24 protein-coding genes are annotated in these 25,010 nt (G+C 50.0%); 14 read left to right on the top strand and 10 right to left on the bottom strand.

Translation table 11 applies throughout. The features are described from left to right. Positions 1-70 precede the first annotated feature (70 nt). Complete coding sequence (spoVG, locus tag IJG50_08535; protein MBQ3379889.1) at positions 71-358, bottom strand: septation regulator SpoVG; 288 nt, start codon at positions 356-358, stop codon at positions 71-73. A 220-nt stretch (positions 359-578) separates the two neighbouring features. Between spoVG and murC the strand changes: the two genes are divergently transcribed. Next, positions 579-1,895, top strand: coding sequence for a UDP-N-acetylmuramate--L-alanine ligase (gene murC / locus IJG50_08530; protein ID MBQ3379888.1), 1,317 nt, complete (start codon positions 579-581; stop codon positions 1,893-1,895). Positions 1,896-1,937: 42 nt separating this feature from the next. On the opposite strand, the gene IJG50_08525 is transcribed toward murC, so the two are convergent. Next, positions 1,938-4,217, bottom strand: coding sequence for an amino acid permease (locus IJG50_08525; GenBank protein MBQ3379887.1), 2,280 nt, complete (start codon positions 4,215-4,217; stop codon positions 1,938-1,940). Positions 4,218-4,527: 310 nt separating this feature from the next. Here IJG50_08525 and IJG50_08520 point away from each other — a divergent pair, with 310 nt between their 5' ends. From IJG50_08520 to IJG50_08510, 3 genes are all read left to right on the top strand, one after another. Continuing rightward, positions 4,528-5,019 carry a small multi-drug export protein gene (locus IJG50_08520; GenBank protein MBQ3379886.1) on the top strand — a complete coding sequence of 164 codons (492 nt, stop codon included), beginning with the start codon at positions 4,528-4,530 and terminating at the stop codon, positions 5,017-5,019. A 43-nt stretch (positions 5,020-5,062) separates the two neighbouring features. Beyond that, positions 5,063-6,250 carry a methionine adenosyltransferase gene (metK, locus tag IJG50_08515; protein ID MBQ3379885.1) on the top strand — a complete coding sequence of 396 codons (1,188 nt, stop codon included), beginning with the start codon at positions 5,063-5,065 and terminating at the stop codon, positions 6,248-6,250. Between the two features lie 342 nt (positions 6,251-6,592). Further along, positions 6,593-8,830 (top strand): ATP-dependent RecD-like DNA helicase, encoded by a 2,238-nt coding sequence (locus tag IJG50_08510; GenBank protein ID MBQ3379884.1) that lies wholly within the window; start codon positions 6,593-6,595, stop codon positions 8,828-8,830. A 112-nt stretch (positions 8,831-8,942) separates the two neighbouring features. Here IJG50_08510 and IJG50_08505 read toward each other — a convergent pair whose 3' ends face one another. The 4 genes from IJG50_08505 to IJG50_08490 all read right to left on the bottom strand — a co-directional run bounded on the left by IJG50_08505 (position 8,943) and on the right by IJG50_08490 (position 11,154). Beyond that, positions 8,943-9,233: a DUF4298 domain-containing protein gene (locus tag IJG50_08505; protein MBQ3379883.1), complete on the bottom strand. Its 291-nt coding sequence runs from the start codon at positions 9,231-9,233 to the stop codon at positions 8,943-8,945. Between the two features lie 57 nt (positions 9,234-9,290). Continuing rightward, the gene (locus IJG50_08500) at positions 9,291-9,767 is read right to left on the bottom strand and encodes a pyridoxamine 5'-phosphate oxidase family protein (protein MBQ3379882.1); all 477 of its coding nucleotides are present in this window, start codon (positions 9,765-9,767) and stop codon (positions 9,291-9,293) included. A 59-nt stretch (positions 9,768-9,826) separates the two neighbouring features. Next, positions 9,827-10,702 (bottom strand): GIY-YIG nuclease family protein, encoded by an 876-nt coding sequence (locus IJG50_08495; protein ID MBQ3379881.1) that lies wholly within the window; start codon positions 10,700-10,702, stop codon positions 9,827-9,829. A 188-nt stretch (positions 10,703-10,890) separates the two neighbouring features. Continuing rightward, positions 10,891-11,154 carry a type II toxin-antitoxin system Phd/YefM family antitoxin gene (locus tag IJG50_08490; GenBank protein MBQ3379880.1) on the bottom strand — a complete coding sequence of 88 codons (264 nt, stop codon included), beginning with the start codon at positions 11,152-11,154 and terminating at the stop codon, positions 10,891-10,893. A gap of 143 nt (positions 11,155-11,297) precedes the next feature. On the opposite strand from IJG50_08490, the gene IJG50_08485 reads away from it, so the two are divergent. The 3 genes from IJG50_08485 (at position 11,298) to IJG50_08475 (ending at position 13,849) form a co-directional block, all read left to right on the top strand. Next, positions 11,298-11,657 (top strand): hypothetical protein, encoded by a 360-nt coding sequence (locus IJG50_08485; GenBank protein MBQ3379879.1) that lies wholly within the window; start codon positions 11,298-11,300, stop codon positions 11,655-11,657. A 33-nt stretch (positions 11,658-11,690) separates the two neighbouring features. Then, positions 11,691-12,488: an enoyl-CoA hydratase/isomerase family protein gene (locus IJG50_08480; GenBank protein ID MBQ3379878.1), complete on the top strand. Its 798-nt coding sequence runs from the start codon at positions 11,691-11,693 to the stop codon at positions 12,486-12,488. Positions 12,489-12,727: 239 nt separating this feature from the next. After that, the gene (locus IJG50_08475; GenBank protein ID MBQ3379877.1) at positions 12,728-13,849 is read left to right on the top strand and encodes a DHH family phosphoesterase; all 1,122 of its coding nucleotides are present in this window, start codon (positions 12,728-12,730) and stop codon (positions 13,847-13,849) included. A gap of 180 nt (positions 13,850-14,029) precedes the next feature. Here IJG50_08475 and IJG50_08470 read toward each other — a convergent pair whose 3' ends face one another. Both IJG50_08470 and IJG50_08465 read right to left on the bottom strand, forming a co-directional pair. Further along, on the bottom strand, positions 14,030-14,572 hold the full coding sequence (locus tag IJG50_08470) for a TIGR00730 family Rossman fold protein (protein ID MBQ3379876.1): 543 nt from the start codon (positions 14,570-14,572) through the stop codon (positions 14,030-14,032). A gap of 128 nt (positions 14,573-14,700) precedes the next feature. Next, the gene (locus tag IJG50_08465; GenBank protein ID MBQ3379875.1) at positions 14,701-16,362 is read right to left on the bottom strand and encodes a glutamine--tRNA ligase/YqeY domain fusion protein; all 1,662 of its coding nucleotides are present in this window, start codon (positions 16,360-16,362) and stop codon (positions 14,701-14,703) included. A gap of 178 nt (positions 16,363-16,540) precedes the next feature. Between IJG50_08465 and IJG50_08460 the strand changes: the two genes are divergently transcribed. The 7 genes from IJG50_08460 (at position 16,541) to IJG50_08430 (ending at position 23,375) form a co-directional block, all read left to right on the top strand. Next, positions 16,541-17,086 (top strand): NADH peroxidase, encoded by a 546-nt coding sequence (locus IJG50_08460; GenBank protein MBQ3379874.1) that lies wholly within the window; start codon positions 16,541-16,543, stop codon positions 17,084-17,086. 632 nt (positions 17,087-17,718) lie between these two features. Continuing rightward, positions 17,719-19,230 carry an FGGY-family carbohydrate kinase gene (locus IJG50_08455; protein MBQ3379873.1) on the top strand — a complete coding sequence of 504 codons (1,512 nt, stop codon included), beginning with the start codon at positions 17,719-17,721 and terminating at the stop codon, positions 19,228-19,230. A gap of 37 nt (positions 19,231-19,267) precedes the next feature. Continuing rightward, positions 19,268-20,260, top strand: a complete 993-nt coding sequence (locus tag IJG50_08450; protein MBQ3379872.1) for a hypothetical protein — start codon at positions 19,268-19,270, stop codon at positions 20,258-20,260. 16 nt (positions 20,261-20,276) lie between these two features. Then, positions 20,277-21,353: an alpha/beta hydrolase gene (locus tag IJG50_08445; GenBank protein ID MBQ3379871.1), complete on the top strand. Its 1,077-nt coding sequence runs from the start codon at positions 20,277-20,279 to the stop codon at positions 21,351-21,353. An 18-nt stretch (positions 21,354-21,371) separates the two neighbouring features. Then, a complete protein-coding gene (locus IJG50_08440) occupies positions 21,372-22,310 on the top strand; it encodes a 3-keto-5-aminohexanoate cleavage protein (GenBank protein MBQ3379870.1) in 939 nt (312 codons plus the stop codon). Between the two features lie 30 nt (positions 22,311-22,340). Continuing rightward, on the top strand, positions 22,341-22,991 hold the full coding sequence (locus tag IJG50_08435) for an L-fuculose-phosphate aldolase (protein MBQ3379869.1): 651 nt from the start codon (positions 22,341-22,343) through the stop codon (positions 22,989-22,991). A gap of 174 nt (positions 22,992-23,165) precedes the next feature. Continuing rightward, on the top strand, positions 23,166-23,375 hold the full coding sequence (locus IJG50_08430; protein MBQ3379868.1) for a hypothetical protein: 210 nt from the start codon (positions 23,166-23,168) through the stop codon (positions 23,373-23,375). Positions 23,376-23,400: 25 nt separating this feature from the next. On the opposite strand, the gene IJG50_08425 is transcribed toward IJG50_08430, so the two are convergent. After that, positions 23,401-23,625: a hypothetical protein gene (locus IJG50_08425; protein MBQ3379867.1), complete on the bottom strand. Its 225-nt coding sequence runs from the start codon at positions 23,623-23,625 to the stop codon at positions 23,401-23,403. Positions 23,626-23,706: 81 nt separating this feature from the next. Next, positions 23,707-24,993: a 2-oxo acid dehydrogenase subunit E2 gene (locus IJG50_08420; protein ID MBQ3379866.1), complete on the bottom strand. Its 1,287-nt coding sequence runs from the start codon at positions 24,991-24,993 to the stop codon at positions 23,707-23,709. Positions 24,994-25,010 lie beyond the last annotated feature (17 nt).

Genomic DNA, 25,010 nt, shown 5'->3' with positions numbered 1-25,010 from the left:
CGACAGGATTTTGTTCTGATGCGGCGGCTGTTTTTTTTAAAAATCGGCGAATATATATTAAAAAACGCTTTTACTGTAAAACGCCGTCCACGTTTGCCCCCGCTTCACACGCTTTTTTATATTCGTCTATCAGGCGCTTTGAAAGCTCCCTCCTCGTCTGCGCGTTTATGGGGTGCGCTATATCCTTGTATGCGCCGACGGCGTTCTTTCTCGACGGCATGGCCACGAACAGCCTGTCGCCCGTGTCGATTATCTTTATATCATGTATCGCTATCTCGTCGTCGAACGTGACCGACATCACGGCGCGAAGCTTGTTTTTGTTCGTAAGTTTCCTTATCTTTACATCTGTTATTCTCAAAACCGGTACCTCGTGATAAATTTTATGAAAAAAACAAAGATTTTTCGCTTTTACTGTTTATATTTTCTTTCGGATGCAATATAATATTCTTGGTATATTTTAATCATTTCCAAATCGAAGGGAGCTCCCCGTTTTGACTCACGAACAGCTTAAAGACGAACTTGAAGCGCATCTTAAAAATGCGAAACATATACATTTTATCGGCATAGGCGGCATAAGCATGAGCGCGCTTGCCGAAATACTTATACTGCGCGGCTACACCGTTACCGGCTCCGATATAAGAGAGAGCCGTCTTGTTGAGTCGCTAAGAAGCCAAGGCGCAAAGATATATATAGGCCACGACTCCGCAAACGTGTTCGGCTCGGACGTAGTTATATACACCGCAGCCGTAAAGGCGGACAACCCCGAGCGCGCGCAGGCCGCTTCGATGAACATTCCCTCCTATGAACGCGCCGTGCTTTTAGGCGTTATAATGCGCGGCTACAAGCATTCGATAGGCGTATCGGGCACTCACGGAAAAACTACTACTACTTCGATGATATCGCAGATACTCGTAGCGGAAAACTTAGACCCCACCTGCCTTGTAGGCGGCGTGCTTTCGTCGATAGGCGGAAATATCCGCGTAGGCGCGTCCGATTATCTTGTTACGGAGGCGTGCGAATATGTTGACAGCTTTCTTTCAATGTCGCCGAATATCGCCGTCGTTTTAAACGTGGAGGAGGATCATCTCGATTACTTCACCGGCGGCATCGATCAGATAAAGGCTTCGTTTAAGGAATTTGTCGGACTTTGCGGTCCCGCCGGGCTTGCGGTGGCGTGCGGCGACGACGAGAACGCGCGCGACGTCGTATCCGACGCGAAATGCAGAGTGCTGCTTTACGGCATAGATTCCGACGGGCTTGATATCCGGGCCAAAAACATTAAGACGGGCGAAAACCGCTGCCCCGAATTTGACGTATATTACAAGGGCGAGTTCTACGCGCATATAAATTTAAGCATCCCCGGCAAGCACAACATTTTAAACAGCCTTGCCTGCTGCGGCGTATGCATCGCGCTCGGCATATCGCCGGGATCGTTTTCGTCCGGCGTTGAAAGCTTCTACGGCACGCGCCGCCGCTTCGAGCGCGTGGGCAGCATAAACGGCGCCGACATTATCGACGATTACGCCCACCATCCGACCGAGATACGCGCCACGCTCACGGCGGCCAAGTCGATGAACTACGAAAGGATATACTGCGTATTTCAGCCGCATACCTTCTCGCGCACGATAGCGTTCTTCGACGAATTCATCGACGCGCTGAAGCTTGCCGACGTGACCGTCTACGCCGAGATATATCCGGCGCGCGAGAAAAACCTCACCGGCATATCGTCTTACGACCTTGCCATTCGCGCCGAGAACGGGCTTTTCTTCCAAAGCTTTGAGATGATAGCGCGGTATCTGCGCTTTACGGCAAAGCCCGGCGACCTTATCATAACGATGGGCGCGGGCAGCGTTTACGAGGTATATCAGCTTCTTTTGGGCGAGAAGAAACAGTAAAACAAAAAGGCGGGGCATATCCCGCCTTTTGTTTTCGCCGCTTTATCTCGAATGCGCGCCCATTTCTTTTAGCTTCTTTTTTCTGTCGTACATAAGCGCGTCTGCGCGTTCAAATACGTCGCGCGTATTTTTATCCTTATCTTTAATATAATCCGACATGCCCACGGCTACCACAACGTCGCCCGCCGTGATATTCGCTTCCGCCTTTTCGTTCATCTTTGAAACGAGCTCGTGGCGGTTGTTGTAATCTCTTCCCGTAAGGAAGATCACGAATTCGTCGCCGCCGACTCTGAATACGGGGCTGTGCTGAAAAACGTCGCATATCATAATGCTTGCGCTGCGGATATATGCGTCGCCCGCTTTATGACCGAACGTGTCGTTTATGTATTTAAGTCCGTTCACGTCGCAGACAACTACGGAAAACTGCTCTATGCTTCCCGTTTCTATCTGCATATCGAGCTTCTTTTCGCTCTCCGCATAGGCGTGCTTGCTCTTTACTCCCGTAAGCGGGTCTCTGTTTGCCATGCTTTTTACGTTGCCCAGCTCCGTCTCGGATGCTTCGGCGCGTTTTCTCATAATATAATAGTTATTAAGAAGCACCGCTACGGAAACGGCAAACATGAGAACGACTATCATCATGCTTCTCATATTGGAATTCTGCAGCTCGCTCATCTCGTGCTCTATAAAACGGCTCTCATCCTCGGCGTACTGCTCCCCGATGCTGTAATATTCCCTCACGTGCGTTATCGTTTCGCTCGTCGCCTTAACGTTAGCCTGGTTCATCCACACGAGCGAAGTAAACAGCATAAGCGAAAGCAGCGCTATCCATACGACCGTCGACTTGCCGAACCGCTTTTCCTTGTCGTTTTTCAGCGTATGCCTGAAGAACACAAATCCAAGCACCGCCCATACGGTAAACAGGATATACGACTCAGTTGCCATAGCGCCGTCGGACATAAAATTAGGCACGAGCAGATAAAGACCGACTATTATCATAAGGATTATACCGACCGCGCCGGACGTGCGCACCGGCTTGTCGCCCCTCTTCTTTGCAAGCTTCGCGGCAGAGGCGGAAACGTAACCGTATATTATTACAGCGCCAAGCGTCGTAACGTCTACTATCCATCCTATTGTCGTTCTGCCGAGAAACGGTATAAAGACGGATATCCCGGCCACCAGCATAACGGCGTTCGAAGGTATGCCGTCCCCGCTTAACTTCGCAAAACGCGCAGGTATTATTTTGTCCTTCGAAAGCGCATATATAAGGCGTGAGAGCGCCATCGTATTACCTATGAGGCTTGTAAGAACGAGCGCAAGTAAAGCCGCGCTCATCATGACTATTCCCGGTTTTCCGAGATAATACTGCGCCGCATAAAAGGCCGGTATACCCGTTATGCCTCTTAAATTTCCGAGATCGGCTATGTACTGTGTCCAGCTTTGGTATCCTTCGGGAAACGCGGTTATCGAAAGCAGCGTTACGAATATATAAAGCACGGTAGACGATATGATGGCTGTCGTCAATATACAAAACGCTTTTTTCCGTTTGAACGAAAACTCCTCGGTCGCATGGGATATGCTTTCAAAGCCGATAAACGCCCACGGCGAAATAATGGCAATGCCTATTACCTGGCGGATCGCTCCCGTATCCGGCAAAAGCGACGGCTCGAACGGGAAGGCCGACGCGTCGCGTCCCGCCATTGCGGCGATAAAGCACACGACTATCACGACGCTGAACAATACGGCCATCACTATCATTGCGCGCGACGCCGCTTTTTTGAAATTCATGCATAAAAGCATGATAACGATTATCGCGGCTATCGACAAAAACGCCTCTCCGAAATAGACCTCATATCCGAGTATCGAATAATGGACGCCGAACTTGAACGTATCTCCGAGAAAATAATGAGCAAAAAGCGGCAGCGACGTGGCGTTTGCCCAGAGCATCGTAAAATACGTGAGCACTAAAAACCACGCCGTAAGAAAGCCGTGATCGTATCCCAGCGTCTCCTTGGCATACGCATATGCGCCGCCGGAGTCGGGATAACAGTTTATGAGATAATTATAATTTTTGCTGATTATTATCATTACGACGGCGCCTATCAAAAGGCCCAGCACGCTGCCCAAAGGGCCGCCCTTTGAAAGATAGGAGCTGCTCGTTACTACAAGCGAGCCCCATCCTACGCTCGTTCCAAGCGCGAAGGCCCACGCTCCGGCAGGCGAAAGATACGGCAGAAGGCCGCCTTTAGCTGAATTATTAAGTTTTTCCTGCATATTATCGCGCTTCTTTCCCGCTTCGGTAAGGTCGTTAGTTTTTTCGAGCAAAAATAGCTTTCGTAATTTTTAAAAGCGGCGGACGCGCATCGGCGGTCCGTCCGATCCTTTTATTATTGCTTTATATTTTATTATATCTCACTTTAAATCTAAATCAAGGCTTTTGCGGGCCGCAAAAAACAGGCGGCGAATGCGTTCACATCCGACTTTTTTCGTATTTTATTCAAAACTACGATATAATACGCCGATAAACCTTAAAAACTTTTTGTCAAAACTTCGTACTTGTCTTATTTTTGATTGACTTGTAAAAAAACGAATGATATAATCAATCAGTAAAACATTAATGCTTTTGAGGTAATAGATGCAGGCTCTTTTTAACTTAGACGCAGGACTTTGGGAAATATTGTCGGTATTTTTCCTTTCAATGATTCCCGTGTTTGAGCTGCGCGGAGCCATTCCCCTGGCCGCCGGCTTGGGGATGCCGTTTCCGGAAAGCTATATATTATGCGTTATCGGCAATATGATACCCGTACCGTTTATAATGCTGTTCGCCCGCGCGATACTCAAGTGGCTAAAGCGATTTCCCCGCTTCGAGCGTTTGATCTTGTGGATAGAAGGCAAGGTGGAAAAGAATAAGCGAAAGATCTTAAGATATTCAACTTTCGGGCTTATCGTTTTCGTAATGCTCCCCATTCCCGGCACGGGCGCATGGACGGGAGCGCTCGCAGCCACGTTTCTCGATATGCGCTTTCGCACCGCGCTGCCCAGCATCTTCATCGGCGTGCTTATTTCGGGGCTTATAATGAGCGGCATTTCATATGGTTTTTTAGGTTTTCTTGACTTTATTAAATAAATTATTATGGGGACACATCCCATATTAGGAGGAATTTTAAAACATGTCGAAAAAAATGATCTTTACATCCGAATCTGTTACCGAGGGACATCCCGATAAGGTGTGCGACCAGATCGCCGACAGCGTTCTCGACGCCATCATTGAAAAAGACCCCACGGCGCGCGTTGCATGTGAAGTTGCCGTAACCACCGGCCTTGTGCTCGTTATGGGCGAGATCACAACAACCGCAAATATAGATATACCCAAGCTTGCAAGAAACGTTATATCCGACATCGGATATAAGGACAAGCGCTGGGGCTTCGACGCGGATACCTGCGCCGTTATCACCTCTATTGACGAGCAGTCGCCCGATATCGCAATGGGCGTAAACCTTGCAAGCGAAGCAAAGGAAGGCAAGGACACGGACGATCAGGGCGGCGCAGGCGACCAGGGACTTATGTTCGGCTATGCATGCGACGAAACGCCCGAGCTTATGCCGCTTCCCATTTCTTTGGCGCACAAACTTGCAAAGCAGCTCACAAAGGTAAGAAAAGACGGCACCCTTTCGTATCTCGGCCCCGACGGAAAAACTCAGGTCACCGTTGAATACGAAGACGACAAGCCCGTTCGCATAAATACCATAGTAGTATCCTCCCAGCACAGCGCCGACGTTTCTTTGGATCAGATACGAAAGGACGTTATCAAATACGTTATCGATCCTATCGTTGACAAAAAGCTTATGGACAATGAAACGAAAATATTCGTAAATCCTACGGGCCGCTTCGTTGTCGGCGGTCCCGAGGGCGACTCCGGCGTTACCGGCAGAAAGATAATCGTTGACACCTACGGCGGATACGCGCGTCACGGCGGCGGCGCGTTCTCCGGCAAGGACCCGACAAAGGTAGACAGAAGCGCGGCTTACGCTGCACGCTACATAGCAAAGAACATAGTTGCAGCAGGTCTTGCTTCGCGCTGCGAGGTGCAGATAGCTTACGCGATAGGCGTTGCAAAGCCCGTATCCGTGCTCGTTGAGACCTTCGGCACGAACAAAATACCGCAGGACAAGATAGAGGCGCTCGTTGACAAGCATTTCGATCTTCGCCCGACGCAGATAATAAAGACGCTCGACTTAAGAAAGCCGATATACAGAAACCTTGCGGCTTACGGCCACCTGGGAAGAGAAGAGCTCGGTCTTAAATTCGAACAGACCGACAAGGCTGACATTCTCGCAAAAGAAGCAGGCTTAAAGTAATCGCGTCCACAAAAGGGCCAGACCGCCGAAAAAAGAAAATTAAAAGTAAAAAAAGCGTGTGTGGGCATTTTATGCATCATGTTTTTCATACACACCGTTTCCAATGAGCTTTTGCGCCGTAACCTTTGGGTTACGGCGCTTTCGTCTATCGCCGATCGTCTCGCTACCGTATATCATACGGCGACACTCGACGATCTACGATTCCGGCCTCTTTTTTGGACGCTCCAATATAGGCTCCGAGGCAATAAGCTTCTAAGCTTTTTTCATTCTGTCCTGTAAATTGCGCGCATAATATGATAAAATTTATTTAGTGATAGAAATCATTGCGGCGGAGGAAGCTCTATGGACAAGACCGAGAAACTGAGCGGAACGGTAACAGATATATTATTCCAAAACGAAGAAAACGGCTACGCCGTATGCGAGGTGGCGACCGACGAAGGCGATATCGTCATGGTCGGCACGATGCCGTATCTAATGGTGGGCGAAGGCATAACGGCCGAGGGCGTATATGTAAATCACGCCTCATACGGCAAACAGTTCAAGGTCATCTCCTGCGAGCGCACGCTGCCCTCGAGTGAAAACGCGATGCGAAGCTTTCTTGCCTCCGGCGCAATAAAGGGCGTAGGCGAGGTGTTGGCGGGACGCATAGTAGACGCTTTCGGCGAGGCCACATTCGATATCATAGCAGAGTCTCCCATGTCGCTTTCGTCCATCCAGGGCATAACAAAGAAAAAGGCCGAGGAAATAGGCAGGCTGTTCGACTACCGCATGGGAATAAAGCGCGTTATGGAGGAGTTTTCAAAGCTCTCTCTTACGCCCGAGCAAGCCGTTGCCGCATACTCCGTATACGGAAACGACGCGCCCGCGCTGTTAAAGCAAAATCCCTATATCTTATGCCGTCCGAATATCGGCGTTGGCTTCGATACTGCCGACAGGATAGCAAAGGAGCTTGGCTTCAACTTAAGCGACTCGCGGCGAGTGAGAGCCGCCGTAATACATATACTCACTCACAACCTGCAAAACGGCCATACTTATATACCCAAGCTAAAGCTCACGGCCGTTGCGGGAAATCTGCTTGACGACTTTTTAGAGGACGAGATACTTGAAATAATCGAAGAGATGTTCTCTGACGGAGAAGTTGTGATAATGGAGTCACAGCGTCACGACTGTGTTTTTCTGCCGCGTCTTTACGAGGCGGAAAGCTACGTCGCGTCCCGCGTGGCCGAGATGGCTAATGACGAAACCGATTACGGCGAGGACATAGACGCGATAATCGACGAGACCGAAAATGAAACGGGCATCGAATATGCCGCAATGCAGCGCGAAGCCGTAAAGCACGCCGCCGCGCGCCGCTTCATGGTGCTCACGGGCGGCCCCGGCACCGGCAAAACGACTACCGTAAACGCCATGATAGATATGTTTGAGGCTTTAGGCAAAAAAGTGGCGCTCTGCGCTCCCACCGGCCGCGCCGCCCAGCGCATGACCCAGCTTTCGGGGCGCGAGGCGAAGACCATACACCGCTTACTTGAGGTAAAGCCGATGGAGGGCAGCCTTACGCCCGAATTTGCGCGAAACGAACGCCGCCCGCTTTCGGCCGACGTAGTAATAGCCGACGAATGCTCGATGATAGACATACTCTTAATGGAGGCACTTATGCGCGCGCTAAAAAGGAAGGCGCATCTCATACTCGTGGGCGACTATAATCAGCTCCCTTCCGTCGGCGCGGGCAATGTGCTACTCGATATAATCGAATCGGAATGCGCCGACACGGTCGAGCTTGACGAGATATTCCGCCAGGCGGCGCAGAGCAATATCATAGTGTCGTCACACGGCATACTAAACGGCGAATATCCCGTGCTCGACAGAAAAGAGGGCGACTTTTTCTTCTTATACGTAAACGACGAAGAGCTTGGCGCAAAGAAGGCCGCCGACCTCATTGCCCGCCGCCTGCCGAACGCCTACGGCTACGACCCGTTTACCGATATACAGATAATCACCCCGACAAAGCTGGGCGCGCTTGGCACAAAGGAGCTTAACGCCCGCCTTCAGGAGCGCCTGAACCCATCATTTTCTATGCCCCACATAAGGCGGCGCGACGTGGTACTCAAGCTGGGCGACAAGGTGATGCAGACGAAGAACAATTACGACATCGAATGGATAAAAAAGTCCGACGGCATAAGCTCCACGGGCGTTTTCAACGGTGATATAGGGCGCGTGGCGCAGATAGACGCGGCGCACGAGATACTTGTCGTTGACTACGACGATAAGCTTGCCTCTTATCCGTTCGCAAGCATAGGCGAGCTTGAGCTTGCATACGCCATCACGGTGCATAAAAGCCAGGGCAGCGAGTTTAACGCCGTGATACTGCCGCTTTATCACTGCCCCGTGAGGCTTAGAAACCGCGAGATACTCTATACGGCGTTCACGCGCGCAAAGGAGCTTTTGATCGTTGTGGGCGACTACGAAACGCTTACGCAGATGGTAGACAATCTGCGTCATTCAAAGCGGTACACGCTGCTTCGTGAGATGATACAAACGCTCGTCATGGAAAAATCGGGCGACGATATGACGCTTTATTAAAGATCCTCTCTATATCGAAAAAAGAGCAAGCCTCAATGACTTGCTCTTTTTTATTCATTTCAGCCGCCGGCGATACGGCCTCGACTAAGAGAACGGCTTTACGCTTCGCACGTCAAAGCTCTGCGTCCTTTTCCTTCGTAAGCTCGCCGTAAGCTTCAAGCAAATTGTAGAGGCCGTCCTCCGAGAGAACGCCTCTTTTAAGCTGTGGCGGCAAAAGGCCCGCTTCGTCGCAGGCAAAGTCGCTCATCCACTCGCCGCCCGTATAATACGCCTCAAGCTCCCCCATTATCACGCGAAGCTCGTCCTCATCGTCCTTTGAAAGCTCCGCTCCCATGAGACGCCCGGCCCTTATCATCATGGCTTCATATTTAGTTATACGCGCGATCTGTTCTTTATTATCCATAGCTTTTGGGCGGCTCAAAACCTGCCGCTTTGCGAATGTCTAAAAATTATGTAAACCTCATGCCTCGTTTACGAGCTTTCCCGTTATGTGCTCCGGTATAAGCTCAAAACAGAGCGTAGCCGCGCCGTGTTTTCTTATCTCTTCCTCGATATATTCCATGTCTTTTGTATATTTTAAGCTGAGCTTACGGCTTATATCCATCGCGCGCTCGTAGTCTTCGATGAACTTTACTCTGCCGAATACTATGACGCTCTTTATATTGAGCGCCCACTCGCCCTCCTTGCGATATCCCTTGTCGTATACGCAGAACGAGACCTTGTCGCAGGCTTTCAGCGCGTCCACTTTATGCCCCTTCTTGCCCGAGTGAAAATAGAGGCGGCCGTCCTCCTCGCAGTACCAGTGATTTAAGGGCATCCCGTAAGGATATCCGTCGTCGCCCAAGACCGACAAAACTCCGCGCGGCTCGGCCTTGAGTATTTCTATACATTCTTCTTTTGTAAGCTTTTGTTTTACTCTCGCAACGTCACGAAACATATATATTTCTCCTGTGTGTAGATTGGTGTTTTATTACATTATATAATACGATACTTCAATTATTCTGAAGCTTCGGCTTGCATTTCTTCGTTCAGCTGACGAAGCGTTTTGCCGTTCTCATCTTTCCACATAACGTTGCCGCTTAAAGATGCACCGCCCACAAAGCATGCAGCAGCAGACGGGCTCGATAATTCGACATCTTTTGTAAGACGATTTGTATAATCAATTATAGCAGCATATTTTTTGCGATTTTTAACGGCGCTTGCGGGACATGCGTTTGTCATATTCGGATTTATTTGACTTCCTTTGCATACAAGAAAACCGTTATTCGTCCTTTTCCCCGTTGCCTTATACCCATTATATTCAAAATACAGCAAAGGTCCCTTATCAGCATCTGACGAAATTGCAGTGTACGGCTCAAATACCTTGTGACCGAGTGCCCCCATTATTATTGCTGCATACTCAATAAATTCTTCTAATTCGCTTTCTTTTTCTTCCGTGACATTTCCGAGACTGGGCTCGATATTGTTTTTTACATTATAACGATTTGCATTATCAGCCAGCTTATAGAATCGATTTTCGAGATAACTTATTTCCGTCGGCCCGAATGAGCCGTTCGTTGTTGTAAACATTACGGCCTCATTCCAAAATTCCATTGACGGGTGATCTTCCTGTATGCGAAGCAAAAGCCCCTCTCCGTTTTTTCGCACTCCGGCCTGCCCTATGTAAACTTCCGGATCTTTATCGTCCATGCCGAACAAAAAGTAAACTCCGCTCTGCTTCAGAACGCCAATATCTTTAGACTTTTCAAGTTTTTCTTTATTGTTAGGAATCTTATACGCAATGCCGGTCCAATTAGCAAGCGTACACTTTATCCTGCCGTTTGGCTCGCCGTCCATAAGAAATACCTGCAATGTTTTTCCCCACGACATAATATTATCCCTTTTCGCCCTTATACTTCAGCGAAGTTATTCTTTCAACCGCGCATCAGAATTATTACCGATATTATACTTTAATTGTCGAAAAAATGCAAACGCTTCTGCTGTGCCCGGCTTCTTCAGAACCGGCTCGGTGAATAGCGCACGGTTACGATATGCACGAGGATATAACTTCACTTTATATTTCATAGTCTGTGCTTTCTTCGAAGCGTTGACAGCGCGTCGCGGGCGTCAAGAAGCTTTCCGCCCTCTCTTACCTCGTCTTCCGCTTCCCTGATTGCCGCATCCGCAGATGAGTTCTCTATCAATTCCTCGTATGCTTCGATACTCATCACAACAAGATCGCCGTAACCGTTTTTTGTGATAAAAACAGGCTCCTTTTTTGCATGGCAAATCTCGGAGATCTCGTTCGTATTGCGAAGGTCCGTTATCGGTCTGATTTGCGGCATAGTGTAAGCCCCCTTTCTTTGCTCGTTATTATAACATAATTATGTACAAAACGCAAGAATATTATGATCGCCATGCGATTTTTTATATATCGCAGCAAGGACGGCCCCTGCCGTCCTCTTTTTATGCCTTGCCCCGTGCGGATTTGTATGATATACTTATATTATCAAATTCTGCCTTTGGGGGTGGTCTTACGGACTTCACTACGGATATGGCCTGCTGCGGCTGGAACTGCGACGGCTGCGCGCGATACGGCGGCGAGTGCGGCGGCTGCAATAAAAGCTGCGGCGCGCCTGCGCATATGTGCGACTTCGGCGCGGAGACGTGCGAAATATACGCCTGCTGCGTATTAAAAAACGAGCTGCCCGACTGCTCGCCCTGCCCCGATTTTCCGTGCAGGCTCTACGATACCGTTATAAGCCCCTCGCTGCCCGAACATGACAGAGAAAGCGCGCTCATGAGCCGCCGAATAATGCTCGGCGCCATGCAGCACCCCTATTCATAAAAATCAAAAATATAAATATAAGGAGCGAAAACAATGTACACCGGAAATCATATCAAATTTGAGATCATCGAGGATCGCGTAGGCGTTCTCACCCTTTGCAATCCCAAGAAAATGAACACCATGTCGCAGACCTACTTCGACGAGATGGCCGAGCTTCAGCCGAAGATCACGAAGAAGATCGCAGACGGCGATATCCGCGCGATAGCGGTAGTTGCCGAGGGCAAGCATTTCAGCGCCGGCATAGACTTAAACTTCTTGAACATTGCAAACCCGAAGTGGGCGTTTAAAAATCTTCACAACGAGCAGATGTTAAACGAATACTGGGATCGCTGCAACGTGCCCGTAGTATGCGGCGTTCAGGGCGTGTGCATCGGCGCGGGTTTTGAGCTTGCGCTCTGGTGCGACTTCCGCATCGCAACCGAAAAGACGCGCTTCTCCATGCCGGAAGTAAAATACGGACTTGCTCCCGATATCGGCGGCGGCGTAAGACTTACCAAGCTTATCGGCCCCGCGCGCGCAAAGTATATGGTGCTCACCTGCGACGAGGTAGTCGGCCGCGAAGCGCTCGAATACGGCATAGTTGAAAAGATAGTTCCCGCCGAAGAGCTCTATGATACGACTATCGCAATGGCAAGAAAGATGGCGAAGCTGCCGCCGCTCTCCGTGCAGATAGCAAAGAAATGCGTGAACGCCGCTAAGGAAAGCTCGCAGGCTGCCGCTCTCCTTGCAGAGGAGATCCAGTGCGTGCTCTGCCTCGATACGCCCGACATGAAGGAAGCTATCGCCGCTTTCCTTGAAAAGCGCGAACCCGAATTCAAGGGACTTGACTAAACATGCATAAACGTACGCCCGTGATCGGTCGGTATCGTTATCAATGCCCGTTTGCGGCGCATTTAATGATAAATGAAATAATAAACAGGCGCGGCCGCTTAGGTCACGCCTGTTTTGTCTTTGCCATTTTGTCACTTTTACAAAAAATGGAATGCCCCCGAAAGGTAGTCGATTGACCATACTGCATAGTGATGGTATAATAATTCCAGCTGATCAGACTTTGCAAAGGGGAAACGAATATGAAGCACAGAAAACACCGGATCGCTCTGGTATGTGTCGCTTTGCTTGTTTTGGCAGCAGGCATTGGCTGTTTCTTCTTAGGAGAGCGCTATGAAGCAATACAAAACCAAAAAGAGCAAAAGCTTAATATCCTTCTTAATCGCAGTGAACTTGAAGGGCTTGGCGAAATCGAAGGCAAGATCTACGTAACCGGGCATAAGAGCCCCGATGCGGACACGGTTTGCTGTTCCATCGCTTACGCGGCTTTGCTTCAAAATATGGGTTATGACGCAATGCCTGTAGTTCTTGGCGGTATCAATAAAGAAACAGAGTATATTCTAAAATCTGCCAAAGCGGAAACGCCCAAGCTCTTGGAGGATGCATCCGGCCTGAATATTGTCCTGATCGATCACAGTGATTATTCGCAGTCGGCAGACGGAATGGAAAAAGCAAATATCATAAGCATCATAGACCATCACGGCGACGGGACCGTGGAGACCGGCAACCAGATCATCTATGATGCAAGACCCCTCGGGGCGACAGCCACGATAATCTGGATACGATACCGCAATTATGGAATCGAGCTTGATAAACAGACGGCTTTTCTGCTGCTCGGCGCGATCCTCTCAGACACGAATAACTTTGAGAACAATACGGCCACGACCGCAGACCGTGAAGCAGTAAAAGCGCTTTGTGATCTGGCGGAGATCTCAGATAAAGACGCTTTATATCTCGAAATGTATAAACAGTCGATCTCTTATGAAGGAATGACGGATGAGGAGATCTTTTTTGGCGACTATAAGGAATATGAAACAACAGGGGGAAATTTTTCTATCGGCTGCATAAATGTTTATGACGAAAACGACGCCAAAGAAATGTCGGAACGAATGAAGAAGATCGCTGTGTCGACTCTTGCTGCGACAGGAATGGATATGGCGTTTGCACAGATAAACATTCTTCACGACGGAATATCCATGACTTTTATTGTGCCGTCTGATGATACTGCAGCGGATGTGATAAGGAACGCTTTTCCGGACGCTGCTTTTGACGGAACTTCATTCAGATTTGATTCGGGTATGTCCCGAAAGCAGGTGCTTGTTCCGGCTATAACGGGTGTTCTGGAGGCCTATCCCAAAGAATAAGATGATTTTCTGTTTGTCGATAAGATCGTCCGCTGTCCGAAATAACGGCGAGCATCGGATCTTTCACCCCAAGATCCAGAACAACGTACACAAAACAGGCGCGGCCGCTTGGGTCGCGCCTGTTTTATCTTTGCCCTTTTTATACTTTTATAAAAAAGAAATGCTCCCCTTTGGGGGATCTTATACTTCGACGCCGTTTAGTATTTCTTCGATTTCGGAAATACTGCTTACAAAACGGATGTCCTTCTGTTTTCTCTTTGAAGACAATTCATACGAGATCATCGTATCAAGAAGCTCTTTAAGGCAATTATAATAGCCGTCAAGATCATACAAAATACATGGTGAATCAATAATACCAAGCGAAACGAGCGACATGATCTCCGAGATCTCTTCGAGCGTTCCCAGTCCGCCGGGAAAGGCTATAAAGGCGTCTCCGAGCTCGATCATTTTTGCCTTTCTCTCGGACATATTTTCAGTCACTATCAGTTCTGTTATCGCGCTGTGCTGAAGCTCTTCGTCAACGAACATCTGCGGTTCGACGCCGATGACCGGACCGCCCGAGGCAAGCACGCTGTCCGCAAGAATGCCCATAAGCCCTATTTTCGAACCGCCGTAGACAAGCGTATCGCCTCTTTGTCCGATAAATGCTCCGAGTTCCTTTATTGCCGATATAAATCTGTCGCTGTTGCCCGTATTCGATCCAAGGTATACTGTTATGTTCATATTCACACCTATGTTAAATGTATTTATCGATTTTTAAAAAAACTATCCCCGCGCACTAACGCTGCCGGCTGCCTTTCAGGCAAAAAATGAAAAGGCGCTCCCTTCGAAGCGCCCCGTTTTACTCTAAATTATTTCTTCTTTTTAAAGCTGTCTTTAAGCGCGACCGTTCTGTTAAATATAACTTTGTCAGGCGTAGAGGTCTTATCAATGCAGAAGTAGCCGTGGCGCATGAACTGGAACGTGTCGCCGGGCTTAAGCTCGCCCAAGCTGTTTTCAAGCTTGCAGCCCGTAAGCGTCACCTTCGAGTTTGGATTAAGCGCCTCGTGATAATCGTCGAACACGTCGGGGTCGGCCTCCCTAAAAAGGCGCTCGTATATATCGGCCTGAACGTCTTTCGCGTGCGCCGCCGATACCCAGTGTATCGTGCCGCGCACCTTGCGGCCGTCCTCGCTCCATCCGCCCTTCGTGGCGGGATCGTAAGTTGCGTGAACTTCAACGACGTTGCCGTTTTCATCCTTCACGGCATGAGTGCACGTCACGTAATACGCATGGCGCAGGCGCACTTCGTTTCCGGGGAACAGGCGGTAATAGCCCTTCGGCGGCGTCTCGGTAAAGTCTGTGCGCTCGATGTAAAGCTCGCGCGAGAACGGCAGACTGCGCTTGCCCAGATCCTCGCGGTCGGGGTGATATTCGCCCTCCACGTACTCGACTTCGTTCTCGGGATAATTGTCTATAACGAGCTTTATGGGATCGAGCACCGCCATCACGCGCTTTGCGCTCTCGGAGAGGCGGTTTCGCACGCAGAATTCCAAAAACTCGTAATCAACTACGCTGTTTGTCTTGGAAACGCCGTTCTTCTCTATAAACTCGATAACGGCCTCGGGCGGATAGCCGAGTCTTCTTATGCCGCGAAGCGTGGGCAGACGCGGGTCGTCCCAGTCGGACACGATGCCCTGCTCGATAAGCTCGCGGAGCTTTCTTTTCGACATTACGGTATAAGTCATATTTAGGCGGGCAAACTCTATCTGGCGCGACGGATACGGCGCGTCGGCGTTCTTTATAACCCAGTCGTAAAGCGGGCGGTGATCCTCAAATTCAAGCGAGCAGAGCGAATGCGTAACGCCCTCGTATGAGTCCGAAAGCGGATGCGCGAAGTCGTACATCGGATATACGCAGTATTTCTCGCCCGTGCGGTGATGATTTGCAAAAAGTATGCGGTATATTACGGGGTCGCGCATATTTAGATTGTTTGAAGCCATATCTATCTTGGCGCGAAGAACATGGCTTCCCTCGGCAAACTCGCCCGCCTTCATGCGGTTGAAAAGGTCGAGATTTTCCTCCACGGAGCGGTTACGGTAAGGGCTTTCGCGGCCCGGCTCCTTTAAGGTACCGCGGTACTCGCGTATCTCGTCCGCCGAAAGGTCGCACACGTATGCCAGCCCCTTATTTATGAGCCTGTACGCGCACTCAAGAAGGAACTCGTAATAATCGGATGCGTAGAATATATTCGCATACTCAAATCCGAGCCAGTGTATGTCCTCTTTTATCGCATCTACGTATTCTACGTCCTCTTTTGTGGGGTTCGTATCGTCAAGGCGGAGATTGCATATGCCATTGTATTTTTTCGCCGTTTCAAAGTCGATATATATCGCCTTTGCATGGCCTATATGAAGATATCCGTTGGGTTCGGGCGGAAAACGCGTTTGTATATGGTCCGCTTTGCCCTCTTTTAAGTCCTGTTCTATAAAATCATGTATAAAATTAGTCGGGGTCTTTATCTCTTCGCTCATACTGCGCCTCCCATAAAAATTCTGGCAAATAGTATATCACAAACGGGCGCAAATATCAATGATTTCTATGATAAAACAGGCAAAATAAATAATGCGTTAAAAGCTTGACAAATACTCTTTCGTTTCGTTATATTATAGTTGTGCGCAACACTTATTTTATTCGATAGGAGGAAATATTATGGCTAAGTTTGTATGTTCTATCTGCGGTTACACCCACGAGGGCGACGCTCCTCCGGAGAAGTGCCCCCAGTGCAAGGCTCCCGCATCTAAGTTCAATGAAGTTAAAGAAGGCGTTTTGGAATTTGCAGACGAGCACAGAATCGGCGTTGCAAAGGACGTTGACCCGAGAATAATTGAAGGTCTCCAGCAGAATTTCATGGGCGAGTGCACCGAAGTAGGCATGTATCTCGCTATGAGCCGTCAGGCTGACCGCGACGGTTATCCCGAGGTTGCAGAGGCTTATAAGAGAATAGCATTTGAGGAAGCAGAGCACGCTGCAAAGTTTGCAGAGCTTTTGGGCGAAGTAGTTTATCCCGACACGAAGAAGAATCTCCAGCTCCGCGTTGACGCAGAGCACGGCGCAACGGCAGGCAAGAAGGAGCTTGCAACGCTTGCAAAGCAATTAAATCTTGACGCTATCCACGACACCGTTCACGAGATGGCGAAGGACGAGGCTCGTCACGGCAAGGCTTTCCTTGGCCTCTTAAACAGATACTTCAAGTAAGATAAAAGCATATTCGCGCAAAAAGGAGACCATCATGAAAAAAGGGAACGTAATAAAAGATCTCTTGGTGCTATGGCTCGCTTTGTCTGCGCTTGTATGCGCGGCCATTCACCTGCATATCTCTCTTAATATGCTGGCAGACAAAGAGGCATAAGCATACGGCTTTTGATTCAAGCATTTTTCAAAGGAGCAAGGGCGACCTTGCTCCTTTTGTGTTTTTGTTCGCTATTGTACTTTTCTTGTACTTTTCACTCAGAAAACAGTTTCCAAATGCAAAGAATACGCTTAAACTTATACATCAAAAGAATTGTACAGTTTTGTATGTATAGTTTAACGCAAAACAGCCTATTAAACAAAGCTTTAACAGAACCATTGCTTTAATAAGCTTTATATAATCTTTTTTCTAAACAATAATTCTATTTTTTATTCCTCAAAAACCTCTAAGTATACTATTATAATGAGTGACGATTATATCCTTTCTGCTATAATAAAACAATTAGTGTAGATGAAACCAGCAAAGCCATACCCATGGTCGAACCGGATATTTACTTTACATGAAAAAACATGTATAATAAGAATAAGGCCGTGCGGCAATAAATGTATAATAATTTATGATTGAAAGGGGCGGTTTTATGTATAAGCTTGCTATAGATATAGGCACAACAACGCTGAAATGTGTGCTTTTTGGGGATAAGCTGAAGGCCGTGGCACAGGCCGTCAGAGAATACCCGGTGAGTTATCCTGTGCAGTCCTGGGCGGAGCAGGATCCCGAGGACTGGTTCGGGGGCGTGTCGCAGGCAATAAAAGAGGTGCTTTCAAAAAGCGGCGTCGATCCCGCGCGTATAAAGGCAGTGGGAGTGAGCGGTCAGACGCCGTGCCTTCTGCCTTTGGACGAGTACGGCCGTCCCTTAAGAAAAGCAATTATCTGGATGGACAGACGGGCTTCTGCGGAGTGCGGGGAGTTCCTTCAAAGGGTGGACAACGACACGGTGCGCCGCATTACGGGAAAGAGCGCCGACGCACAGCATCTCCCCGTGAAATACATGTGGTTCGAGCGGCACGAACCAGAGCTTCTCAAAAAGACCCGCATGTTCCTTCAGGCGAACGGCTATATAACGTATCGTCTGACGGGCGAATACACCGTCGACCGCGGCAATGCGGCAACGGCCCTCATATATGATATAAATACGGGCGATTATGCCTACGAGCTGCTTAAAGCCGCGGGACTCGATCCTTCCCTGCTGCCGAAAATATTCGACGGCGACGGCATTGCTGGATATGTGACGAAACAGGCAGCCGCGGAAACGGGGCTTCAAGCGGGCACTCCCGTTATAGCGGGGCATGTGGACGCGTCGGCCGCAGGCATCGAGGCAGGCGTCTTCTCGGAGGGACTTGCCTTCGAAGCAACGGGAACGTCTTCGGTGTTCATGATGCCTTTAAACAGGATAATGCTGGTTGACGGTCTTTCCACGGGCGTAGGTCTCGGCAAAGGAAGAAGCACCTTGTTTGCCGCGATGAGCACGACGGGCGCATCCTACAAATGGTTCCGCGATGCGCTCATGGGCGGTGAAAACGAAGATGGCACAAAGTATGTGATCATGGACAAGATGATCCTTCGTGACGCGCCAAAACCCGGGAACCTTATATTTCTCCCCTATATGATGGGCGAGCGCAGCCCCATATGGAACAGCGACGCGCGAGGCGTGTTCTTCGGACTAAGCATGAACACGAACGCTGCGGAAATGATGCGCGCAGTGCTCGAGGGCGCTTCCTTCGCGCTTAGAGACAATATGGAAATGGCGAAGCGCGTCGGCGCGTCCATCGATAAACTGAGAGTATCGGGCGGCTGTGCAAAGAGCGATATTTGGCTTAAAATAAAGGCGTCAGTCATAAACGTACCTATCGAGGTGCCAAAAGTGAGCTTCGGCGCGCCTGCGGGACTTGCGATAATGATGATGCCCGCCATCGGCGAATATGAATCGATAGAAAAGGCTGCGGCTGACTGCGTGGAGATCACGAAGACCGTTTTGCCCGACCCCGAATGGGCAGCGCATTACGACGAGATGTTCAAGATATATAAAAGCGTGTATGAGCACACGATCGACGATTTTGCCGCACTTTCAAAGCTTTTGCGGAACCAGTAGTCTTATACCCGCGAAAAATAACAACAAGAGAGGATGAATGCCTGTGAAGCTGCTTGTAACTACAAGGTACAGCAAAAAGTGCCTCAATGAGCTGGGAAAAGTATTTGACGACATCGTGCATATGCCGCCTACGGAGCTCAAGTCACGAAAGGAAGACGAGATGTGCGCGATACTTAAAGAGGAAGCTCCCGATGCGGTGATCGTAGAGCTCGACCGCATCACAAGGGTGGTGCTTGATGAGAACAAGGGACTCAAATTCATAGGCGTATGCCGCGCAAATCCCGTCAATGTGGATGTGGCGTATGCTTCTAAGCTCGGGATACCTGTGCTTGTAACTCCAGCAAGAAACGCACAGTCAGTGGCGGAGCTTGTTATAGGACAGCTCATAATGTTTGAGAGGCTCATGTATGACGCCGTGCCGTGGCTCAAAAACGGAGAGTGGCGCGAAAATCCCGCGTACCCCTTCTTCCACTACACCGGCCACGAGATATGCGGCAGAAAGGTCGGATTCGTGGGATTCGGCGCAGTCGCAAGGGCGCTTTGGAATATGCTAAAAAGCTTCGGCTGCGAAGGAGCATACTACGACGCCTTTATCAATGAGACGATAAACGGCTGCGAATATGCGCCTATTGAGAATATATTCGCCGAAAGCGACATCGTGTCGGTGCACCTGCCCGTGAACGATTCGACCAAGGGCATGATAACGGGAGAACTCATGGCGTTAATGAAGCCCGACGCGCTTTTCGTCAACTCCTCCCGCGCGGTCGTGGCTGATTACGACGCGCTTTACGGGCTGCTTAGGGAAAGCAGGATACGCGGCGCGCTTCTTGACGTTTTCCCGAACGAGCCGCCCTCAAACAAGGATTATGAGCTTATAAAGCTTCCCAACGTGCTGGCGACGCCTCATATTGCAGGCGCGGCATTTGAAGTGGAGGAGCATCATTCGAGGATAATGAACGCGGCGGTCTTGGAATGGCTGAATAACAGAAGCGGACGCTGTGTTTTCAATCTTAAGCAGCTCAATAAATAAAAAAGGAGTGATACGTATGATGTGCACTATTGATGTAAACGGTGAAAAGCTTGCCTTAAAGGACGGCACCGTCAAGGCCAACGGGCAGCGCATTCACTATGTGGAGGCCGGCGAAGGGCCTATGGCGCTTTTAGTTCACGGCTTCCCCGAATTCTGGTATTCGTGGAAGCATCAGCTTCTTGCGCTGTCGAAGGCAGGATACCGCGCGGTGGCCATTGATACCCGCGGCGTGGGAAGAAGCTCAAAGCCCGAGGACTATGCTCAGTATACGCTGAAGAACCTCGCATGCGACTGCGCCGAGACGGTTAAGGCGTTAGGCGAAAAAAAGGCGGCGATAATTGGTCACGACTGGGGAGCTATTATCGCATGGAGCGCGGCCTGGTTCTATCCCGAATGCTTTTCGGGCGTGGTGGGCATCTCAAACGTGTTCGGCGGGCGCGATGCATTTGCGCTGCCCTTGAGCGAAGGCCGCACAAAGCTGCCTTCGCAGATATACCGGGAAATCGCCGGCGAGGACAAGATATTCTATTCCGACAACTTTGCTAAGATAGAACCGGCGCTTATTCAGATGGATTGTCCGAAGGACTGGCTCTTCAATGCGCTTTTCGGATGGTCACATCTGCTTCCGAAGCCGCAGATTCTGATAGATAACAAAGCGACAGAGCTCACGGACGAGCAGATAGTTGAGCTTTTCAGGGGCGCAAGCGTATGCTCCGACAGATACGCCCCCGTGACGCCATCCAAACGGGCGCCTGTTGATAATCCCTACTTTCTGCCCGAGGAGGATCTTGAGATACTTGCCGCGAATTGGGAGAGCTGCGGATTCAGGCATGCGCTTTACTACTATAAGGCCGTGGATCTCGACTGGGAGCTTTACGGCAATATCGAAGAGCGCATAAAAATCCCCGCGCTCTACATCGGAGGCGACAGAGACTGGGTGACTATCTGGTCAAGGGACGCTATTGCAAATCTGCCGAAGGTGTGCGACGACCTTCGCGGCGTCAAGGTTCTTGAGAACTGCGGCCATTGGGAGGAGATAGAGCGTCCCAATGAGGTATCGTCGCTTATTCTGGACTTTCTTAAATCACTCTAAAAACGTAACGGAGGTATAATGATGACAGCTTTTTCAAAGTATGAAAACATGGCCCCAAAATGGGATACTCCGGTCATAATCGAGGCGCATATCAACGGAGCAAGAACGAAGGCCATGAACCCCAATCTCCCGGTGGGACACGACGAGCTTGTCGCGGAAGCCATCAAATGCTTTGATGCGGGAGCCTGTGCCGTTCATGCACACAATACGAATTACAGCTTAAAGGGCGAGGCTGCAGCCGACGATTACCTTAAGACCTGGGACAGAGTATTTGAAAAATACCCCGACGGAGTTATGTACGGCAGCACCTGCGCCGTAGGAATGCTCACTCCCGAGGAGCACGGCCTTGAGCACGTGGGAATACTTCACGACAAGCGCAAAATAAAGCTCTGCGTCATAGACAACGGCGTCGTCAATTTAGGGCGTACCATTGATGATGAAGGCTACATATCGGGACTTACCCACGGCTACGGATACGACAGGCTCAACGCACAGGTGAAGATGTGCCGCGAAAAGGGCATGGGCATTATATTCAGCGTATTCGAGCCGGGATTTATGAGGCTCGCGCTCCATTACGAGAAGAGAGGACTTCTGCCTAAGGGTTCTACCCTCGACCTTTATCTTATGGGTGATTACGGCCTTATATCCATGGACGGCGCGAACACTGCAGGTATGCCCGCAAGTCTTGAGACGCTCTACTACTATATGTACATGATGGAGGAGAGCCGTATGCCGTGGTTCGTTTCCATATGGGGCGCTCCCAGCGAAGACGAGATACCGATAATGCGCAGAGTCATTGAACTCGGCGGCCATCTAAAGGTCGGTCTGGAGATGCATTTCGACCCCAATAAGAAGCCGACAAATCTTGAGCTTTTAAAGCAGGCGCAGGATATTGCAAAGGACGTAGGAAGACCCATAGCAGCGCGCGGGGAGCTTCTGAAAATTTACGGATTTTAAGATACGTTTACAAAAAGCGAGGATATTTTTATGCTGATGAAAAAAGAAAGAGAGCTTGTAGTCGAGTACGGCAAGAAGCTCATAACTGCGGGACTTACCAGCGGAACGGGCGGCAATATAAGCATTTTTGACCCCGACACCGGATATATGGCAATAAGCCCCAGCGGGGTTGACTATTTTGAAACGAGGCCCCAGGATGTAGTAATCATGAAGGCGTCCGACACGTCAAAGGTAGACGGCGAGCTTAAGCCGTCAAGCGAGTATCTTCTTCACTCTGTGTTCTATAATAAGCGAAACGACATACGGGCGGTCGTACATACTCATTCGCCCTACGCAACGGCGCTTGCCACCTTGGGAGAAGGACTTCCGGCGTCGAGCTATCTCGTGGCCATGGCGGGTCCCGACGTTAAGTGCGCGCCGTACAGATCGTTCGGTACGCAACAGCTTGCGGATATCGCCTGCGAATATATGAAAGAGCGAAGCTGTGTGCTGCTCGCAAATCACGGTCTCGTGGCAGGAGGCCCGAATATTGCCCGAGCGTTCTCCATAGCGCAGACCATCGAGGAATGCTGCCGGAATTACCACCTTGCGCGGTGCATCGGAAAGCCGCTGATACTGCCCGAGGAAGAAATGAAGAACCTTGCCGTGAGATTCAGAACCTACGGACAGACAAAGAAGTAACGTCAATACATCTGAGCCTGCGGCGTGTACTAATAAAACGTGAAGCAAGGGGGCGTGCGCGTCTTCCCTCGCTTTTGTCGGGCGGATCCGCTTGAAACGGCGGCGCGGATATATTATACTTATATCGTAAAACTGCGCGCGGCACGTGCCGCGAAAAACGAACGGAGGCGCGCAATGAAAAGTATAAAGCTTATTCTGATAGCCGTTTCGCTCGTCTGCTTTGCGCTTCTTGCGGGATGCGGGCCGGATATATCTGCCGCGGCGCCGCCCGAAACGGAAGTCGACGAAGATTCGTCCGGTTGCGGCATCTACGATGCTCTGAGCCGCATAGGCGACGACGACGCAGGCGGCGACGGCGGCGACGGCGTCATTGAAAATGAATAGAGCGGCTGCTCGGAAGGCGGCCGCTCTACGTTATCTCATCAAGTTTTCTTTGAAGCTTCGAAAGGTCGCTTTGCGTAAACGAATCGGGATCAACGCCCGACGAAATACAGGCCTCACGAAATTCTTGGGTATCAATAGTATCATGCGGGCTTTGCGCGAGCTTATACGCCACGCGGTTTATAAGACCGTCGCTTGTGTCCATATAGCCGTACTCCTCCAAAGCCGCAAGCTGCCATGCTTTGAACGACATTTTATCAGCTCCTTTTATCCAATACACCGCGCCGTCGGAGATCTCCCGGCGGCGCGGTTTTATGATGTATTCGAAAAAGCCTTACGCTTCCATAAGGGCGGGGTTTTCCAAAAGTGTCTTTACTCTGTGCAAAAACTGCGCGGCCACGGCGCCGTCAATTGAACGGTGGTCCGCCGTAAGAGAAAGCGGCATGAACGTCTTTCTTACCAGCTCTCCTTCTTCGTTGAACACCGGTCTGTCCGCCATCGCGTTCACACCGAGTATCGCCGATTCGGGCTGATTTATTATCGGAGTGAAACTCTCTATGCCGTACATTCCGAGATTCGTGATAGTGAACGTGCCTCCGGTATAATCGTCCAGAGTCAGGCGGCCGCTTCTCGCCTTCTCGGCAAGCTCGCCTATCTCGCGCGATATCTGCATAAGTCCCTTCTTGTCGGCGTTCTTTACGTTGGGCACTATAAGCCCGTCGTTAAGGGCAACGGCAACGCCCATATTAACGTAATGCTTATAAATAATATTATCGCCGTCGATGCTGCCGTTGACTATCGGGAAATCGAGCAGCGCCTTTGCGACAAACTTTACGAGTATATCCGTGTAGCTTACCTTAAGGCCGTTTGCCTTGAGCTGTTCGCGGAACGCCTTTATATTCGTCATATCGACGCTTATCGTATACGTTACTGTTGGGCTCGTCCGAACGGACTTTAGCATATTGTTCGCTATAGCTCTGCGCATACCGTTCATCGGCTTTATCTCCTCGTCGGGTCTCAAAACCTTTGCAGCTTCCGCAGACTTTTCGGCCTTGAGGGGAGCTTTTTTATCCGTGGGAACGGCCGAAGCGGGCTTTTCGGGCTCGGGTACGCTTTTCGGGGCGGGCGCTGTGTCCATCGAGATCGCATAAAGCAGATACTTTTCAACGTCCTTTTCGACTATTCTGCCCCCCGGGCCCGTTCCCTTCACAAGAGAAAGGTCAATATCATTCTCACTGGCGAACTTTTTCGCCCTCGGCGACGCTATTATCCTTTCCGCCGCCAAATCTGCGGCTTTTTGCGCCTTCGGCTCTTCGGACGCCGCTGCGAAAGCGGGCGGGCACTTTACGCCGGACTCGGAAAGCATCGCGGAAACGTCCTCATTCGCGTCGCCTATTATCGCAACGCGGGAAAGCACCGGGACCTCTTCGCCCTCGGGCACAAGTATCTTTCTTATCACGCCTCCGCGAGCGGCAGTCTCCGTATTCGTAAGCTTATCGGACTCCAGATCGAAAATATCCTGACCTTCCTTGACGGCATCGCCTTCTTTTACGAGCCATTTTGATATCGTGCCCGTTTCCATTGTCTGTCCGAGCATCGGTAAAATTATATATTCAGCCATAATACTTACCTCATTTA

It is taken from the genome of Clostridia bacterium (genome assembly GCA_017405765.1).
In the GTDB taxonomy this organism is placed as follows: Bacteria; Bacillota; Clostridia; order Oscillospirales; family RGIG577; genus RGIG577.
This window is presented reverse-complemented; position numbering and strand designations above follow the sequence as displayed.